This is a genomic window from Nocardioides sp. Z38_18, assembly GCF_058215695.1.
Genome location: NZ_JBZAJE010000001.1, coordinates 53,958 through 70,661 on the forward strand (window position 1 = coordinate 53,958; position 16,704 = coordinate 70,661).

At 71.5% G+C, this 16,704-nt stretch carries 14 protein-coding genes; 7 read left to right on the forward strand and 7 right to left on the reverse strand.

Going from position 1 to position 16,704, the window contains the following annotated elements; all coding sequences use genetic code 11:
• Positions 1–77 precede the first annotated feature (77 nt).
• A complete protein-coding gene (locus tag AC4BGC_RS00270) occupies positions 78–833 on the forward strand; it encodes a DUF1353 domain-containing protein (protein WP_490546742.1) in 756 nt (251 codons plus the stop codon).
• Between the two features lie 41 nt (positions 834–874).
• Here AC4BGC_RS00270 and AC4BGC_RS00275 read toward each other — a convergent pair whose 3' ends face one another.
• From AC4BGC_RS00275 to AC4BGC_RS00300, 6 genes are read right to left on the reverse strand one after another with little or no spacing between them, the layout of a single operon-like run.
• On the reverse strand, positions 875–1,642 hold the full coding sequence (locus AC4BGC_RS00275) for a class I SAM-dependent methyltransferase (RefSeq protein WP_490553879.1): 768 nt from the start codon (positions 1,640–1,642) through the stop codon (positions 875–877).
• Positions 1,639–2,649: a methylenetetrahydrofolate reductase gene (locus AC4BGC_RS00280; protein ID WP_490553880.1), complete on the reverse strand. Its 1,011-nt coding sequence runs from the start codon at positions 2,647–2,649 to the stop codon at positions 1,639–1,641. Before AC4BGC_RS00280 ends, AC4BGC_RS00275 begins: the two co-directional genes overlap by 4 nt.
• 48 nt (positions 2,650–2,697) lie before the next feature.
• Entirely contained in the window at positions 2,698–5,103 is a 2,406-nt protein-coding gene (locus tag AC4BGC_RS00285; protein ID WP_490553881.1) for an ATP-binding cassette domain-containing protein, read from the reverse strand.
• A gap of 38 nt (positions 5,104–5,141) precedes the next feature.
• Entirely contained in the window at positions 5,142–6,965 is a 1,824-nt protein-coding gene (locus tag AC4BGC_RS00290) for a sugar phosphate isomerase/epimerase and 4-hydroxyphenylpyruvate domain-containing protein (protein WP_490553882.1), read from the reverse strand.
• Positions 6,965–7,834 (reverse strand): shikimate dehydrogenase, encoded by an 870-nt coding sequence (locus AC4BGC_RS00295; protein ID WP_490553883.1) that lies wholly within the window; start codon positions 7,832–7,834, stop codon positions 6,965–6,967. Before AC4BGC_RS00295 ends, AC4BGC_RS00290 begins: the two co-directional genes overlap by 1 nt.
• Complete coding sequence (locus AC4BGC_RS00300) at positions 7,831–9,189, reverse strand: MFS transporter (protein WP_490553884.1); 1,359 nt, start codon at positions 9,187–9,189, stop codon at positions 7,831–7,833. Before AC4BGC_RS00300 ends, AC4BGC_RS00295 begins: the two co-directional genes overlap by 4 nt.
• A 104-nt stretch (positions 9,190–9,293) precedes the next feature.
• Here AC4BGC_RS00300 and AC4BGC_RS00305 point away from each other — a divergent pair, with 104 nt between their 5' ends.
• The 6 genes from AC4BGC_RS00305 (at position 9,294) to AC4BGC_RS00330 (ending at position 15,298) form a co-directional block, all read left to right on the forward strand.
• The gene (locus AC4BGC_RS00305) at positions 9,294–10,298 is read left to right on the forward strand and encodes a LacI family DNA-binding transcriptional regulator (protein WP_490553885.1); all 1,005 of its coding nucleotides are present in this window, start codon (positions 9,294–9,296) and stop codon (positions 10,296–10,298) included.
• 213 nt (positions 10,299–10,511) lie between these two features.
• Positions 10,512–11,279, forward strand: coding sequence for a sensor histidine kinase (locus AC4BGC_RS00310; RefSeq protein WP_490553886.1), 768 nt, complete (start codon positions 10,512–10,514; stop codon positions 11,277–11,279).
• A gap of 66 nt (positions 11,280–11,345) precedes the next feature.
• Entirely contained in the window at positions 11,346–12,251 is a 906-nt protein-coding gene (locus AC4BGC_RS00315) for an NAD-dependent epimerase/dehydratase family protein (RefSeq protein ID WP_490553887.1), read from the forward strand.
• 64 nt (positions 12,252–12,315) lie between these two features.
• Positions 12,316–13,122 (forward strand): SDR family oxidoreductase, encoded by an 807-nt coding sequence (locus tag AC4BGC_RS00320; RefSeq protein WP_490553888.1) that lies wholly within the window; start codon positions 12,316–12,318, stop codon positions 13,120–13,122.
• Positions 13,119–14,219 carry an NAD(P)H-dependent amine dehydrogenase family protein gene (locus AC4BGC_RS00325; RefSeq protein ID WP_490553889.1) on the forward strand — a complete coding sequence of 367 codons (1,101 nt, stop codon included), beginning with the start codon at positions 13,119–13,121 and terminating at the stop codon, positions 14,217–14,219. Before AC4BGC_RS00320 ends, AC4BGC_RS00325 begins: the two co-directional genes overlap by 4 nt.
• The gene (locus tag AC4BGC_RS00330) at positions 14,216–15,298 is read left to right on the forward strand and encodes an MBL fold metallo-hydrolase (protein ID WP_490553890.1); all 1,083 of its coding nucleotides are present in this window, start codon (positions 14,216–14,218) and stop codon (positions 15,296–15,298) included. The genes AC4BGC_RS00325 and AC4BGC_RS00330 overlap by 4 nt, the downstream gene beginning before the upstream one ends.
• Before the next feature lie 39 nt (positions 15,299–15,337).
• Here AC4BGC_RS00330 and AC4BGC_RS00335 read toward each other — a convergent pair whose 3' ends face one another.
• Positions 15,338–16,609: a resistance to Congo red protein gene (locus tag AC4BGC_RS00335; RefSeq protein ID WP_490553891.1), complete on the reverse strand. Its 1,272-nt coding sequence runs from the start codon at positions 16,607–16,609 to the stop codon at positions 15,338–15,340.
• Between the last annotated feature and the right edge of the window lie 95 nt (positions 16,610–16,704).

Consider the following 16,704-nt stretch of genomic DNA (forward strand, 5'->3'; position numbering starts at 1 on the left):
CGGCTCAGGTAACGCCCGGTTCGATCCTCATCGATGGGGTCTTGTCGTCGCGGCTGCGGACCAGCGAACCTGAACACATGGCGTCCCTACCTGCCGCGCCCTGGGCGGACTGCTTCCAGGACCCCGACCTGCCCGGCGTACCGGCCGTGATCGAGCTGCAGCAGGTGACCCGGAAGACGTTCGTGCTCCGGTCCTCCCTGGAGTACCTCGGCGAGACCGGGGTGCCGGACCTGCCCGACGCGGCCACCGTGCTGCGCCCCGAGGACCTGGGCGACCCCGCGCTGACCGACCTCGCCTCGGTGCCGCCGGCGCTGCGCTGGTTCGTCAGTCCGTACGGCGTGCACACCCCAGCCGCGCTGCTGCACGACCGGCTCGTCGGCCGGGCCAACGACCTCGGGGTCTCCCCGGTCGACGCCGACCGGTTCTTCCGGTTCATGCTCCGGGAGCTCGGGGTGCGGTTCGTCCGCCGCTGGATGATGTGGACCGCCGTGGCGTTCGCGACCCGGTGGCGCAGCGACCGGCTGCGGCCGGTGCTGCTGCTGTGGGTGCTCGCCTCGGTGGTAGGGATGACCGCGCTCGTCTACGGATCGTTCGCGCAGGACTGGAGCGTCGTCGCCCTCGCCCTGCTCGCGCCGTTCCCGGCCTCACTGCTGTGGGGGCGCCAGTTCGGCGCAGGGCTGACCGCGGCGGCGACAGCGGTGTGGGTGCTTCCGCCGACGATCCTGGGGGCTGTCGGCTTCTGGGTCTACTGGCTGGTGGAGCGAGCCGTGTCCGCGCTGCCGCTGGCCGCGGAGGTCAAGGGGGACGAGCCGGTGGAGTACGGGCACTTCTGAGCCGACCGCTGGTGGGCGGCCCCCGGTCCCGGCACGGGCAGTCACGCCACCGGCCGGCAGACCACCATCCGGCCGACGACGAGCCCGTCGGTGATCAGCCCGACGATCGTGTCCTGCTGCTCCTGGGCCCGCTGCCACCGCTCGTCGTGGGAGTGGTCCCGCTCGATCACCTCCTCGACCCGCGACTCGGCCTCCTTCCACTCCGGCGCGGCTGCCTCGAAGTCGGTCAGCAGGGCCGAGTCGACGACCCCGAGGCCCGCCTCACCGAGCAGCCGCTCCAGCTCGTCCTCGCTCGGGAAGTGGTTCCCCTCGGGCTGGTCGGGCAGCTCCTCGACGCTGCGCAGGTAGACCAGCAGACCCACCACTCCGTCCGGTACGACGACCCGCGTGACCTCGGCGAGCAGGGGAGCCTTGTCCTCCAGGGTGCACAGCACCCCCAGCGACCACACTGCGTCGAAGGAGTCGTCGCGGAACGGCAGAGCGCCGCCGTCAGCTGCGGCCGTCGGGTTGTCGAACAGGGTGCGCGCGGCGATGCACGCGCCCAGCATCGGCTCCGCCAGCACCGGCTTCACGCCGTGGGTGCGCGCAGCCGCCTCGGCCGGACCACCGACCCCGGCGCCGACGTCGAGGAGCGAGGTGTCCTTGCCCAGCCCCATGGTCGTGCCCAGCCACTCCAGGGCCGCGGGGCTGCCACTGCCCCGGCAGGCGGCCGGCAGCGCGTGGTCGCTGCCGAGCTCCTCAACCGCGTCGGAGGTCCACCGGGCCACGGTGTCGAACTCGTCGATCATCGCTTCGTCTGGTTCGCTCACTGCTCTTCCTTCAGTCGGTGTCCGATCTCGGCCTTCACCTCGGTGCCGGCGAGCTCACCACGACCCGAGGCCAGCCCGGACAGGTTGACCCCGGCCACCCCCTCGACCGCCAGCAGGCGCTGCGCCTCCGCGAGCGCCGTCTCGATCCCGGCGGCCCGTGGGTCCGGTGCGCCCAGTACCCGGTCGACCTCGTTCGCATCGACGTGCAGCCCGGGGAAGCGTTGCAGCACCCGCGCCGAGGCCTCGTCGGTGTACACCGCGACCGCGGCGATCACCGGGATCTCCAGGCCAAGTGCCCGCGCCTGCGCGACGAACCGGGCGACCTCGGACGGACGGCTCACGTGGTTGAGGATCGCGACGTGCGCCCCGGCGCGCTGCTTGCTCACCAGCCGGCCGGGCCGCAGCGCGGTGGGGGCGGCCTCCGGGGCCTCGGGCACCGCCACCGCGTGGCCCATCTCCTGGGCCAGCGCGGCCAGCTGGGTCCCGTCGAGGTCGAAGACCTGGGTCACGCCCGGTCGCACCCCCTGGGCCCGGCCGTCGCCGGTGACGCACAGGACGCCGTCGGCCTCCACCTCGCGCAGGCCGGCGAGCTCCTGCTCCAGGACCAGCCGGTTCCGGTCCCGGCAGGTCAGGGTCACCCAGGGGACGCCCCCGGCAGCCTTGATCAGCGCGGCCATCAGCGTGGGCGGGAAGTCGGGACGGTTCTGGTGCTCACCGACCAGGAGGGCGTCGCAGGAGTCGCGCAGCAGCCCGGTGAGGCCGGCGACGGCCGCGCGGTCGAAGGCGGGCACGGTGAGGTCGGTGACCACGACCGGGCCGCGCGCGATCGCCGCGAGCAGCTCGCTGTGCGGGGCCTGGACGTCCCCGGGAGCGCCGAGCCACTCCACCGGTCGGGCGTCCTGGGCGAACGGGCACGGGTGCGGGCCCATCTCGCAGGTGCGGTCGTCCTTGACGCCCCCGCACGGCCCGAACACCATCCGCTTGGGGCACTCAGCGACCGGCTGCACGCTGGCGCACCTCGCTCCCGGTGGGCTGGTCGCAGGTAGGTCGTGGGGTCACCGTGCGGGAACCGCCTCGTGGCCGACGTACGCCGCCAGGTGCTCGCCGGTCAGGGTGCTCCGGGACGCGACCAGGTCGGTGGGCGGGCCCTCGAAGACGACCCGGCCGCCGTCCTGCCCGGCGCCCGGGCCGAGGTCGATGATCCAGTCGGCGTGCGCCATCACGGCCTGGTGGTGCTCGATGACGATCACCGACTTGCCGGAGTCCACCAGCCGGTCAAGCAACCCGAGCAGGTTCTCCACGTCGGCGAGGTGCAGCCCGGTGGTCGGCTCGTCGAGGACGTAGACGCCGCCCTTCTCGCCGAGGTGGGTGGCGAGCTTGAGCCGTTGGCGCTCGCCTCCGGACAGGGTGGTCAGCGGCTGGCCGATCTTCAGGTAGCCCAGACCGACGTCGGCGAGGCGCTCGAGGACCCGGTGCGCCGCCGGGGTCCTCGCCTCGCCGTCGCCGAAGAACTCCGCGGCCTGGGCGACCGACATCGCCAGCACGTCGCTGATGTCCTTGCTGCCGAGCTTGAACTCGAGCACCTCGGCCTGGAACCGCTTGCCCTCGCACTCCTCGCACGGCGACTCCATCGTGGCCATCACCCCGAGGTCGGTGTAGATGACGCCGGCACCGTTGCAGGTGGGGCAGGCGCCCTCGGAGTTGGAGCTGAACAGCGCCGGCTTCACCCCGTTGGCCTTGGCGAACGCCTTGCGGATCGGGTCGAGCAACCCGGTGTACGTCGCCGGGTTGCTGCGTCGCGACCCGCGGATCGTGCCCTGGTCGATCACCACCACGCCGTCCCGGGAGGCGACCGATCCCTGGACCAGCGAGCTCTTGCCGGACCCGGCCACGCCGGTGACCACGCAGAGCACCCCGAGCGGGATGTCCACGTCCACGTCGCGGAGGTTGTGCGTCGAGGCGCCGCGGACCTCCAGGGTCCCGGTGGAGGGGCGCACCGAGTCCTTGAGGCCCGCCCGGTCGTCGAGGTGGCGCCCGGTCACGGTGTCGCTGGCGCGCAGCCCCTCCACGGTGCCCTCGAAGCAGATCTCGCCGCCCTCCGTGCCGGCGCCGGGACCGAGGTCGACCACGTGGTCGGCGATCGCGATCGTCTCCGGCTTGTGCTCCACCACGAGCACGGTGTTGCCCTTGTCGCGCAGCTGCAGCAGCAGGTTGTTCATCCGCTCGATGTCGTGGGGGTGCAGGCCGATGGTCGGCTCGTCGAAGACGTAGGTGACGTCGGTGAGCGAGGAGCCGAGGTGCCGGATCATCTTGGTCCGCTGCGCCTCGCCTCCCGAGAGAGTGCCGGCCGGCCGGTCGAGGGAGAGGTAGCCGAGCCCGATCTCGGTGAACGAGTCGAGCAGGTGCTGCAGTCCGGTGAGCAGCGGCGCCACGCTGGGCTCGTCGAGCTGCGCGACCCACGGCGCGAGGTCGCTGATCTGCATCGCGCACAGGTCGGCGATGCTCTTGCCGTTGATCTTCGAGGAGCGTGCCTCCCTGGTCAGCCGGGTGCCCTCGCACTCGGGACAGGTCGTGAAGGTCACCGCCTTCTCGACGAACGCGCGGATGTGTGGCTGCATCGCGTCCACGTCCTTGGCCAGGAAGGACTTCTGGATCTGCGGGATCAGCCCGGTGTAGGTCAGGTTGATCCCCTCGACCTTGATCTTGGTCGGCTCCTTGTGGAGGAGGTCCTCGAGCTCCCGCTTGCCGTACTTCCTGATCGGCTTGTCCGGGTCGAAGAACCCGCAGCCCCGGTAGATCCGGCCGTACCAGCCGTCCATGCTGTAGCCGGGCACCTTGATCGCGCTCTGGTTCAGCGACAGGTCCTCGTCGTAGAGCGCGGTCAGGTCGAAGTCGGTGACCGAGCCCCGGCCCTCGCACCGGGGGCACATCCCGCCGACGACCTTGAACGTGCGCCGCTCCTTGACCTCGCGGCCACCGCGCTCGAAGGTGACAGCACCGCCGCCGCTCACCGAGGCGACGTTGAACGAGAACGCCAGGGGCGAGCCGATGTACGGCGTGCCGAGCCGGCTGAACAGGATCCGGAGCATCGCGTTCGCGTCCGTGGCGGTGCCCACCGTGGAGCGGGGGTTCGAGCCCATCGGCTCCTGGCCGACGATGATCGCCGTGGTCAGGCCCTCGAGGCGGTCGACGTCGGGACGCGCGAGGCTGGGCATGAAGCCCTGGAGGAAGGCGCTGTAGGTCTCGTTGATCATCCGTTGCGACTCGGCCGCGATCGTGGCGAACACCAGCGAGCTCTTTCCCGAGCCCGAGACGCCGGTGAACACGGTGAGCCTGCGCTTGGGGATCTCGAGGTCCACGTCGCGCAGGTTGTTCACCCGGGCGCCGTGCACGCGGATCAGGTCGTGGGTGTCGGCCGCGTGTGCGTGGGGCTGGTCGCCGTTCCGGTCCGCCGTGTTCATCCGGCGACCGTAGCGCGAGGGACTGCGCGCCGGCAGGCCTAGCGGGGGCGTTGCGCGGCGAGGCGGACGAAGGTGTTCGAGCTGCCGTAGCCGGCGTACCCGCCGCGGCGTTCGAGCAGCTCCACGTGGAAGCCGGTGGGCAGCGGGTCGGTGTAGGCGTGCAGGAGCTCGCCGTCGTCGCTGCGGTCGTAGAGCAGCTGCAGCTCGCGCAACCGCTCCACCGTCCCGGGCGGCAGGTCGAACCGGGCCACCAGGTCCACGTAGTAGTTGTCGGGGACGCGCATGAACCCCACCCCTCGCGAGCGCAGCTCTGCGACCGACGCCGCCACGTCGGTGCACCCGAACGCGACCTGGGTGACGCCGTGCTCGGGGGCCGGGCTGGCCGCCTCGGTGACGTTCAGGACGACACGAAGGTCCCCGGCGCGCGGCCGCAGGGCGAGGCTGCGCAACCGGCCGTGCGGCTCCATGAACTCCTCCGGCGCACCGGGAACGAGGTCGAAGAGCGTCCTGAAGAACGCCATCTCCTCGTTGAGCCGGTCCGGCGCCACCGAGATCGCCAGGTGGTCGAGCCCGACCCAGGGGTGTTCTCCCGGGCACGGGGCCTCGGGGACCGGTTCGAAGTCGCGCTGCCAGTGGTCGCGGTGCCCGGGGGTGTCGCTGACGAAGACGTGCATCCCCGAGGGAGAGGTGATCCCCGGCAGCATCGCCTCGCCGGCACCCCGAGAGGTGCCCACCTCCGGCCACAGCAGCGCTGCCGCGCGGGCGGCGACCGCCTCGACCGGCGGCGCCGAGACGCCCAGCGCCGTCGCGTGCGGGTGGGAGTGGCCGGCCGGTTTCGGGGCGTCGTTGACGACCACGTGCGCCTCGTCGCGACGCCACCAGGTGACCGGCTTGCTGCGGTGGTGGCCGGCGGTCGTGAAGCCCAGCGAGCCCAGCAGGGCCGGCAGCGCGGAGCCTCCGCCCGGGTTGCCGAGCTCGAGGAAGGCGCTGTCGGTACGCGCCGCGGGTGGGGGAGCTGCGGTGACCACCCCAGGCTCCACGGTGCGTACGACGCCCGCGAGCTGGTCCTCCAGGAAGAGCAGGGAGCGCATCGCGTCGCGGGCCGTGACGAACGGGTCCGCCTCGCGGACCACGTCGCTGAACACCTCCAGCGACAGCGGCCCGCGGTAGCCCGCCTCCAGGGTGGCCGCCACCACGCCGGTGACGTCGAGGGTGCCCTGGCCGGGGAAGCACCTGTGGTGCCGGCTCCAGTCGAGCAGGTTCATCTCGAGCCGGGGGGCGTCCGCGACCTGCAGGAACCCGATCCGGTCGCCGGGGATCCCGGCGAGGGCGCTGCCGTCGTCGCCGCGGGCGAGGATGTGGAAGGTGTCCACGGCCAGCGTGATCGCGGGGTGGTCGGCGCGCTGGACCGCCTCCCAGGACCGGCGTACCCGGTTGACGTGCCGGCCCCAGGCGAGCGCCTCGTAGGCGATCGTGACGCCGGACTCGGCCGCCACCTCGCCCACCCGGTGCAGCTGCTCCGCGGTCAGGTCGAGGTCGTCGAGCGCGTCGCGGCGCGCGTTGGAGCACGCGAGCAGGGTGGTGGCGCCGAGCTCGGACATCACCCCGAGCTTGGTGCGCAGCCGGTGCAGCACTGCCTCGAACTGCTCGGGGGGCACGCCCTCCACGTCGCGGACCGGCTGGAACAGGGCGAGCTCGAGCCCGAGGTCCGCGCACCGCGCGGCCACCTCCGTGGGGCTCAGCGGCGAGCTGATCAGGTCGTTGTCGAAGAGCTCGATCGCGTCGAACCCGGCCCGGGAGACGGCGGCGAGCTTGTCCTCCAGCAGCCCGCTGATGGACACCGTGGCGATCCCCTTGCGCATCAGGCGGTCAGCTCCTCGAAGTGGCGGGTCATCCGGGCAGGGTCGGGGGACCGGCCGGTGAAGTACTCGAACGCGCCGGCGGCCTGGTGGACCGCCATCTGGCCGCCGGCGAGCACCCGGCAGCCGAGGCGGCGCGCGGTCGCGACGAGCTCGGTCTCCAGCGGGAAGTAGACGACGTCGCTCACCCACAGGTCGCCGCGCAGCAGGTCGGCCGGGACGGCGGACCCGGGGTGCCCGTGCATGCCCACCGGGGTCGCGTTCACGACGCCGCCGGCGTGCGCGAGGGCGCCGGCCAGGTCGGGTGCGAGCGAGACCCGCTGCTCGCCGAACCGCTGCGCGAGGCGGGTGGCGAGGGCGGTGGCGCGTGCGGGGTCCGTGTCGTGCACCGCGAGCTGCTCCGCACCCTGGCGCAGCAGGGCATAGCCAACGGCGACCCCCGCCCCTCCCGCGCCCACGAGCACGGCCCGGTCGTGGACCGCCTCGGGGAGCGTCGCGGTGAACGCACTGCTGTAGGCGGACCAGTCGGTGTTGCGCCCGAGCATCCGCCCGTCGCGGAACACCACCGTGTTCACGGCCGCGAGGTCGTTCGCGTCCTCGGAGAGCTCGTCGAGCAGCGGCACCACCGCCTGCTTGAACGGGTGGGTGATGTTGAGCCCGTCGAACCCCAAGCGCCGGGCCCAGGACAGGACGTCGCGGAGGTCCGGTGCGCCCAGTCCCAGACGGTCGGTGTCGACGAGCCGGTAGGCCAGCGAGATCCCGCACGCGCGCCCCTCCTGCTCCTGCATGGCCGGGGTGAGCGAGGCGCCGATGCCCGCACCCACCAGTCCGAGGACGACGGAGTCCGGCTCCGGCACGGTTCCCGGGCTCACGCCTCACTGCCTGCCGGGGTTGCCCTGGCGCGGGTCAGGGTCCGGCCCAGGCCCAGCTCGCTGGTGGGCACCTTGTGCGTTGCCCGGGGTCCGGACAGGACCGCGACCGCGGAGATGACGCACGCGGCGCAGGCGAACAGGGCGACGCGGTACCAGTTGCCGGCATCACCGTCCATCAGCGCGCTGGCGATGGTGGGGGTGAAGCCGGCCAGCGCGAACCCGAACTGGGTGCCGATCGCCATCCCGGAGAGACGCACGCTGGTGGGGAAGTACTCCGCGTAGGTGGCCGGCCACACGGCGTTCGGCATGCTGTAGACGACGCCGGCCAGGAGCACCCCGAGGACGAAGGTGAGCACGTGGCTCCCGGCTGCGATCGCCCCCAGGAACGCGGTGACCAGCACGGCACTGCCGACCACGCCGGCCAGGAACACCGGCTTGCGCCCGACCCGGTCGGAGAGCTTGGCCCACAGCGGGATGGTGCCGATGGCGACGATGTTGGCGATGATCGCGAGCCAGAGCATGAACGTGGAGCTGAAGCCGACCTCGTAGTCGTCGGAGGTGGCGAAGTTGAGCGCGAAGACCTGGAACATCGTGTTCACCATCGCGATGAAGGCCGCGAAGAACACCCGCAGCACGCCGGCCCGGTGCTCGCGGAAGAGCACGCGCAGGGGCGCGGCGGCCACCTCGTCGCTGTCCTTCTCGGCCTGGAACTCCGGGGTCTCGTCGAGCTTGATCCGGATCACCATCCCGACCACCACGACCAACGCGCTCAGCAGGAACGGCACCCGCCAGCCCCAGGAGAGCAGGTCGTCCTCGGGAAGCACGGCCGCCAGCGGCAGGAACACCGCCGGTGCCAGCACCTGACCGCCCTGGGTTCCGCTGAGCGTGAAGCTGGTGAAGAACCCACGCCGGTCCTCGGGGGCGTGCTCGAAGGACATCGAGTTGGCGCCGGCCTGCTCACCGGCCGCTGAGAGCCCCTGCAGCAGGCGCAGCGTGACGAGCAGGATCGGGGCCAGCATCCCGATCTGGTCGTACGTCGGCAGGCAGCCGACCAGGAACGTGGAGATCCCCATCAGCAGCAGCGTCCCGATCAGGATCGTCTTGCGGCCGAGCCGGTCGCCGATGTGGCCCATCAGGAACGACCCGAACGGGCGGGCGACGTACGCGACGCCGAAGGTGGCGAAGGCCGCGACTGAGGCCGCGGAGTCGTTGCCCTCCGGGAAGAAGATCTTCGGGAACACCAGCGCGGCGGCGGTGCCGTAGATCGCGAGGTCGTAGTACTCCAGCGCGCTGCCCGTCCAGGCGGCGACCGCCGCGCGGCCGGGGGTCCGCCGGGTCTCGGTGGATGCGTCCATGGTCGGTGGCCTGACTCTCTGTTGGCTGTGCTGTCTCCCACCGGACGCTAGGAGTGGCCTGCGTCACACGACAACCGTTTGCCATTTCTTGCCATCATGTGTCCATGGACCCCGCCCGCAGCCGTCGCTCGACCCTCGCGGACGTGGCCCGGGAGGCCGGGGTGGCCACCTCGACGGTCTCCCGCGCCTTCTCCCGGCCCCAGCGGGTGAACCCGCACACCCGCAAGCACGTGCTCGAGGTGGCCGCGGCGCTCGGCTACGTCCCCAACCCCGCCGCACAGGCGCTCGGGACCGGCAGGACCCGGACGATCGCGCTGCTGGTCCCGGACATCACCAACCCCTACTTCTCCGGGGTGATCAAGGGGGCCGAGCGCGCCGCGGCGCTGGCGGGACTGACCCTCGTCCTCGGTGACACCGCGGAGAACCCGGTGGCCGAGGCTCGTCTGGTCCAGCGGCTCGAGCGCGCGGTGGACGGCTTCGTGATCAGTGCCTCCCGGCTCACCGACGAGGAGCTCGCGACCGCCGCGGAGCGTACGCCGATCACGCTGGTCAACCGGGCCGTGCCGGCGATGAGCTGTGTCGTGGCCGACTACGACTCGGGGACCCAGCAGATCGTCGACCACCTGGCCTCGCTGGGGCACCGGTCGTTCGTCTTCGTCGGCGGTCCCGCGGAGTCCTGGTCGGGTGCCCGTCGCTGGCACGGGTTGAGGGAGGCCGCGCGCAGCAAGGGCCTGGTGGCGCGGAGGTCGGGCCCCTACCAGCCCACGCTCAAGGGTGGGCCGGCCGCGGCCGACGCCGTGCTCGCGTCCGGGGAGACCGCGGTGGTCTGCCACAACGACATGCTGGCCATCGGGCTGATGCGGCGACTGGTCGAGCGCGGCCGGTCGGTCCCCGACGACGTGAGCGTGGTGGGCTTCGACAACGTCTTCGGCTCGGACTTCTGCCACCCGAGCCTGACCACACTCGCGGAGCGGACCGAGGAGGCGGGGATGCGGGCCGTCGAGCTGCTCGTCGGCCAGCTCCCGCTGCGTCCCGCAGGCGGTCCCGCGCGGGTGCTCGCGACCCAGCTGGTCGTCCGGAGCTCCACCGGGCCGGCGCCCGGGCGATGAAGGCCGTCAAATGTTCAACATGTGGAACAAATCAGGGAAGAAACGCCCATTGTGTCCGTATTTGTGGCGTACCATAACCGACACTTCGGGGTCCACCAATGATTTAACTGACAAATCGGCCTAACATTTGGGACATGTCGTTACAAGGGAGCACTTCGGGCACGCTCCAGACATCGTCGCCATTCTCCACCTGCCGACCGCAGGGTCGGCCCGATGCCTGAGCAGCGGGGCCACGAGCTCCTCGTCCGCGAGCTCGGTCGGATCAACGGGGAGCTTGCTTCCCAGCGGCGGCTCAGCGCCATGACGGTGCACGACCTCGCCAGCCCCGCGCAGGTCATCCTCGGGCTCAGCGAGATGCTGCTGGAGAGCGAGACGCTCGACCCGTTCGACCGCCGCAGGCTGGAGCAGATGCACCGCTCGGCGATCGCGATGAGCGCGATGATCTCCGACCTGAGCAACGGTCACGCCGTCGACGACGAAGAGGCTCTGGACCTGCGCCACGTGAACCTCGTCGAGCTGGTCTCCTCGGTGGTGGAGCGCAACCGGGTACTGGCCGCGGCGAAGAACATGAAGCTCCTCATGCTCGCGGAGCAGCCCGATCGCCACGGGTGCTGGGTGGACGCGGACGAGGTCAAGCTCGAGCGCGCGCTGACCAACCTGATCGGCAACGCGATCAAGTTCTCGCCCCCTGGGTCACGGGTGTCGGTGGCCCTGGACCGAGGGGTCCGTGACGCGAAGATCGCCGTGAGCGACCAGGGCCCCGGCGTGAGCAGCAGGGGACGGGAGCGCATCTTCGAGGTCTTCCACCGCGAGCCGCACACCAGCCACCTGCCGGGGCAGGGCCTGGGCCTGTTCATCACCAAGCAGATCGTGGAGAGCCACGGCGGCAGCATCAGTGTCGACTCCAGGCCCGGCCACGGCGCGACCTTCCTGCTCCAGGTGCCCCTCGCGGTGGACCAGCCCCTCGGCGAGCTCGCCTGAGGGTTGCCGCCGGGCCGGTCGTCCGGTCCGAGGACTGCTCCGCACGCTGGCGGGTACGACGTCGCCATGCGCATCTTCTTCACCGGCGGCAGCGGCAAGGCCGGACGACACGTCGCCCCCCATCTCGCCGAGCAGGGGCACCAGGTCACCAACGCGGACCTCGTCCCGCTGCGGCACCCGGCGGTCTCCGACCTGACGGTCGACCTCACCGACGCCGGCCAGGTGTACTCCGCGCTGGCCGGTCTCGCGACCCAGGCCGAGCTCGACCTTCCCGAGCAGCCCGGCTACGACGCCGTGGTGCACTTCGCCGCGGTGCCCGCGATCCTGCTCCGGCCCGACGCCGCGACGTACGCCACCAACGTCCTCAGCACCTACAACGTGCTCGAGGCGGCCACCCGTCTGGGAGTGCGCAAGATCGTGTTCGCCTCCTCGGAGACCACCTACGGGATCTGCTTCGCCCGGGGTGAGCGTCGGCCGCTCTACGTGCCGGTCGACGAGGAGCACCCGACGGTCCCGGAGGACTCCTACGCGATGTCCAAGGTCGCCAACGAGGTCACCGCCCGCTCCTTCCAGGCCCGCACCGGGGTGGATGTCTACGGCCTGAGGATCAACAACGTGATCGAGCCGGACGAGTACGCCGAGATGTTCCCGCCCTTCCTCACCGACCCGGCCCTGCGCCGGCGCAACGTGTTCGCCTACATCGACGCGCGCGACCTCGGCCAGATGGTCGAGCGGTGCCTGGAGACCGACGGCCTGGGCTACCAGGTCTTCAACGTCGCCAACGCCGACATGTCGGTGGCCGCCACGACGCAGGAGGTCCGCGAGCGGTTCTACGACGGGGTGGAGGTGCGCCGCGAGATGGGCCGGGACGAGACGTTCTACGCCGTCGACAAGGCGCGCGACCTCCTCGGCTTCGACCCGTTGCACTCCTGGCGCGAGGTGCTGGACGACCCCGGGGCCGAACGCCACTGAGGCAGCCCGGCGGTCCGTTCCTCGGGCCCGCCCCCGCAGAACTAGAACCTGTTACATTCCGCTGATGATCCTGGACCGGTTCAAGGTGGATGGAAAGGTCGCGGTCGTCACGGGGGCCGGCCGCGGCATCGGTGCCGCGAGCGCGCTGGCGCTCGCGCAGGCGGGGGCCGACGTGGTGATCAGCGCCCGCAGCGCCGACCAGCTCGACGTGGTCGCGAAGGGGATCGAGGCGGCAGGCCGGCGGGCGTACGTCGTACCGGCCGACCTGATGGACCTCGACGCCGTGGCCGCCCTGGCGCAGCGGGCCCACGAGGAGCTCGGCCGCCTCGACATCGTGGTGAACAACGTCGGGGGAACCATCCCGAACGCGCTGCTGGACACCGACCCGGCGTACCTCGAGGAGGCGTTCCACTTCAACGTCTCCACAGCGCACGCGCTCACCCGCGCCGCGGTGCCGGTGATGCTGCAGGGCGACGGCGGCTCGATCGTGAACATCTCCAGCGTGGTCGGTCGGGTCGCCGGGCGCGGCTACCTCGCCTACGGCACCGCGAAGGCCGCGCTGGCGCACTACACGCGGCTGGCCGCCCAGGACCTGAGCCCGACCATCCGGGTCAACGCGATCGCCGTGGGCAGCGTGATGACCAGCGCGCTCGAGTTCGTCGCGAGCGACGCGGCCACCATGCACGAGATGACCAGCAAGACCCCGCTGGGCCGGGTGGGCGAGCCCGAGGACATCGCCTCGGCGGTGGTCTACCTGAGCAGCCCGGCAGGGGCGTTCCTGACCGGGAAGGTCCTGGAGCTCGACGGGGGGCTCCAGCAGCCCAACCTCGACCTCCGGCTGCCGGACCTCGAGGCAGGAGAGGCGAGATGAGCGATCCGGGTGCAGCGGTGAAGCGAGTGGTCGCGTGGTCGACCGGCACGGTCGGGCGGCACGCCATCGCCGGCATCGAGGCGCGGCCGGACCTCGAGCTCGTGGGCGTATGGGTCTCCAGCAAGGACAAGGAGGGCCAGGACGCCGGACGGCTCGCCGGCCTGGGGCGCGACCTCGGGATCGTGGCGACCAACGACAAGGAGGCGCTCTACGCCCTCGAGCCGGACTGCATCGTGCACACCGCGATGACCGACGACCGGATCTTCGAGGCGATCGCGGACCTCACCGAGATGGTCGAGCGCGGGATCAACGTGGTCTCCAGCGGGCCGGTGCTGTTCTGCTACCCCCGCGGGCTCGGCCTCGACAACCTCGTCGACGCGATCGACGAGGCCGGGGAGCGCACCGGTGCCAGCCTGCACGTGAACGGGATCGACCCCGGGTGGGCCAACGACGTGCTCCCGCTCGCGCTGACCTCGCTGTCCCAGCGGATCGACCTCGTCCGGGTCTCGGAGATCGCGGACTACTCGACGTACTACCAGCCGGTGGTGATGCGCGACATCTACGGCTTCGGTGCGCCGATGGACGACGTCGCGATGCTCTGGCAGCCCGGCATCCTGACCACCGCCTGGGGCCCGGTCGTGCGCCAGATCGCAGCGGGCCTCGAGCTCGACCTCGATCCCGAGCTCGAGGAGATCGTGGAGCGCGTCCCCGCCGACCGGGACCTGCACACCGCGAGCGTGGACATCGCGGAGGGCACCATGGGTGCGGTCCGCTTCCAGGTCGTCGGGAAGGCCGGCGGCGTGCCGCGGGTGATCCTCGACCACGTCACCCGCACCCACGTCGACCAGATGCCCGGGTGGCCGCAACCGCCCGAGGGCGGCGGCTGCTACCGGGTCGAGGTGGAGGGCGAGCCGGTGATGCGGATCGACTTCACCCACCACGGCGAGGACGGCGACCACAACGTCTCCGGAATGATCGTCACCGCCATGCGGCTGGTCAACGCCGTGCACGCGGTGTGCGCCGCGCCCCCCGGACTGGTCTTCGCCAAGGACCTGCCCATGATCACCGGACGCGGGTTGGTAGCGTCGCCGCGGTGACCTCGACGCAACCGGGACCCAGCTCAGCCAGCGACAGCACCGGACGCGGTGAGTGGGCCGAGCCGGGGGCCTTCGAGGTGGCCCCCGGAGTGCACCGGCTGCCGCTCCCGCTGCCGATGGACGGCCTGCGCGCGGTCAACGTCTACGTCCTCGAGACCGACGACGGCCTGGTCCTCATCGACGGCGGCTGGGCGATCCCCGAGTCCCGCAAGGCCTTCGACGCCGGCCTCAAGCTGCTCGGCTACACCACCCGCGACATCCGCCGGTTCCTGGTCACGCACATGCACCGTGACCACTACACGCAGGCGTCGGTGGTCGGGCGCGAGGTGGGGGCGCACGTCTCGCTGGGCCTCGGCGACAAGGCCACGATGGACCTGATGCACAGCGACGCCCTCAACGAGGACCCCAACCTGGACCGCCTCCGGTCTGCCGGCGCCGAGGAGCTCGCCGAGGGCTGGCGGGCGATGATGCCCTCGCGGCCACCCTCGATGGACGTCTACGGGATGCCCGACGAGTGGCTCGACCGCGACCTGGTCATCGACCTCGGCGCGCGCCGGCTGGACGCCGTCTCCACCCCGGGACACACCCAGGGCCACTACGTGTTCGCCGACGCCGAGGCGTCGCTGCTCTTCGCGGGGGACCACGTCCTGTCCACGATCACGCCCTCGATCGGCTTCGAGCCGGCCTACGTCCAGCAGCCGCTGCGCGACTACCTGGCCTCGCTGGCCAAGGTGCGCGCGATGCCCGACATGGTGCTGCTGCCCGCGCACGGGCCGGTGACCGCGTCCTCGCACGCCCGGATCGACGAGCTGGTGGCGCACCACGACGTACGTCTGGCCCAGTCGCTCGCCGCCGTGGAGTCCGGCGCCGCCACGGCGTGGGAGGTGGCCGGCCTGCTGCCGTGGACCCGCCACGAGCGCAACCGCGACGAGCTCGGCCCCTTCGACGGGGTGCTCGCGGCCTTCGAGACCCTGGCCCACCTGGAGTTGCTGGCCCTGCAGGGCCGGATCGGCCGCACCGACGGCGCGACCGTGCGCTTCAACGCAGTGACCGGCGCGCCCCCCACCCGATCCGAGTGAGGCACGCGCCGGTCACGGCGTGAGGTGCGGTCGTGCGGGTCAGTCGACCCAGGTGACTGCCAGCGGGTCCTTGGTCATGTCGACCGTGGCCTCGAAGGAGTTGTAGGTGTTCAGGGTGCACTTGCCCGACGAGGAGTTGCAGTCGGCCTTGATCTCCAGCTGGAGGTTGGGGCGCGACGTCGCGATGTTGGGGTTCTGGTAGTCCAGTCGCGGCTTGAGGTTCGCGAACGGGTCGGTACCGCCGCGCTGGCCCCACTTGATGCTGGCCTTCTCGATCTTGTAGGTCTGGCTGCCGCCCGCCTGGTTGGGGCAGTTGGCCGGAGCCAGCTCCTTCTTCGAAAGGCAGGCACGCGTCGAGGCCTTGACGGCCTGCAGGTAGGCCTGGGCGCCGGTCGCGGTGAGCTCCGGGGTCATCTCGCTGCTGCGCAGGAAGTCCATCGTGCCCTGCACGGTGAACTGGCCGGTCGGGCCGTAGCTGATGTGCTCGGTACCGGTGCTGAGCGAGTAGGTGCCCGGGAACATGGTGACCTTGTCGACCTCGAGCAGCTTGCCGTTGATCAGCAGCGGCAGGGTGTTCTTGCGCATCGAGGTGAAGTCCAGCTCGCTGCCCGCGGTGCGCATCTTCCACGCGTCCCCGGACTTGGTCACCGAGAAGTTCTGGCTCACGGTGCGGTCGCCGATCTTGAACGTGGCGGGGACCTGGGAGGTGTACTCGTTGGCCACCTCGCCGACCCGGATCTCGGTGATCTTCGCCAGCTTCGCGGACTCGGCGAGCATCTCGTCGGTGAGGAAGGTCTTCTCGAGCGGCTCCACCGCGGCCAGCGCGAGCGCCTGCTTGGCGTCGCCCTTGGCGACCGCGTCCAGGTAGGCCTTCACCACCTGCGGCTGGGAGCTGGTCTTGGCCTTGGCGTCCTCGTCGTCACCGCCGCTGGCCACGACCAGGGCCACCACGGCGATCATGGCCAGCACCACGAACCCGGCGACCGCGGCCAGGATGATCCACAGCGCCTTGTTGCCGGACCCTCCGGACGGGGGGCCGGCGGGCGGCTGGCCGTAGGCGTTGGGGCCGGGGCCCTGCGGGGTCGGCGCGTAGGGGTTGGCCGGCTGCTGGCCCGACGGCGGCGGGTAGGCGCCGGCCGGGGGCGGGAACTGGCCGCCTGCGGGCGGGTACTGGTTCGCCGGCGGGTACTGGCCCTGCTGGGGCGAGGTACCGGGGGCGTCGTGACCGCCGTGGGGGGTGGCCCCATTCGGCTGGTTGCCGTGTGGCTCGCTGCCCCGGGGGTCGGTGCCGTGGGGATCGGTGCCGCTCATGGTGCTCCTGTGTGCTCTTCGCCTCCGGCAGCGCACCGCCGGCGGTCGACTTGGGGTGAAAAATCCGGCTATTAACCGATGTGAGGTCGGCGGGA

What these genes read in the sequence shown, in the direction of transcription:
- AC4BGC_RS00270 (WP_490546742.1), top strand. Translation starts at nt 78, where the DNA reads ATGGCGTCCCTACCTGCCGCGCCCTGGGCGGACTGCTTCCAGGACCCC.
- AC4BGC_RS00285 (WP_490553881.1), bottom strand. Translation starts at nt 5,103, where the DNA reads ATGAACACGGCGGACCGGAACGGCGACCAGCCCCACGCACACGCGGCC.
- AC4BGC_RS00290 (WP_490553882.1), bottom strand. Translation starts at nt 6,965, where the DNA reads ATGCGCAAGGGGATCGCCACGGTGTCCATCAGCGGGCTGCTGGAGGAC.
- AC4BGC_RS00300 (WP_490553884.1), bottom strand. Translation starts at nt 9,189, where the DNA reads ATGGACGCATCCACCGAGACCCGGCGGACCCCCGGCCGCGCGGCGGTC.
- AC4BGC_RS00305 (WP_490553885.1), top strand. Translation starts at nt 9,294, where the DNA reads ATGGACCCCGCCCGCAGCCGTCGCTCGACCCTCGCGGACGTGGCCCGG.
- AC4BGC_RS00310 (WP_490553886.1), top strand. Translation starts at nt 10,512, where the DNA reads ATGCCTGAGCAGCGGGGCCACGAGCTCCTCGTCCGCGAGCTCGGTCGG.
- AC4BGC_RS00315 (WP_490553887.1), top strand. Translation starts at nt 11,346, where the DNA reads ATGCGCATCTTCTTCACCGGCGGCAGCGGCAAGGCCGGACGACACGTC.
- AC4BGC_RS00320 (WP_490553888.1), top strand. Translation starts at nt 12,316, where the DNA reads ATGATCCTGGACCGGTTCAAGGTGGATGGAAAGGTCGCGGTCGTCACG.
- AC4BGC_RS00325 (WP_490553889.1), top strand. Translation starts at nt 13,119, where the DNA reads ATGAGCGATCCGGGTGCAGCGGTGAAGCGAGTGGTCGCGTGGTCGACC.
- AC4BGC_RS00335 (WP_490553891.1), bottom strand. Translation starts at nt 16,609, where the DNA reads ATGAGCGGCACCGATCCCCACGGCACCGACCCCCGGGGCAGCGAGCCA.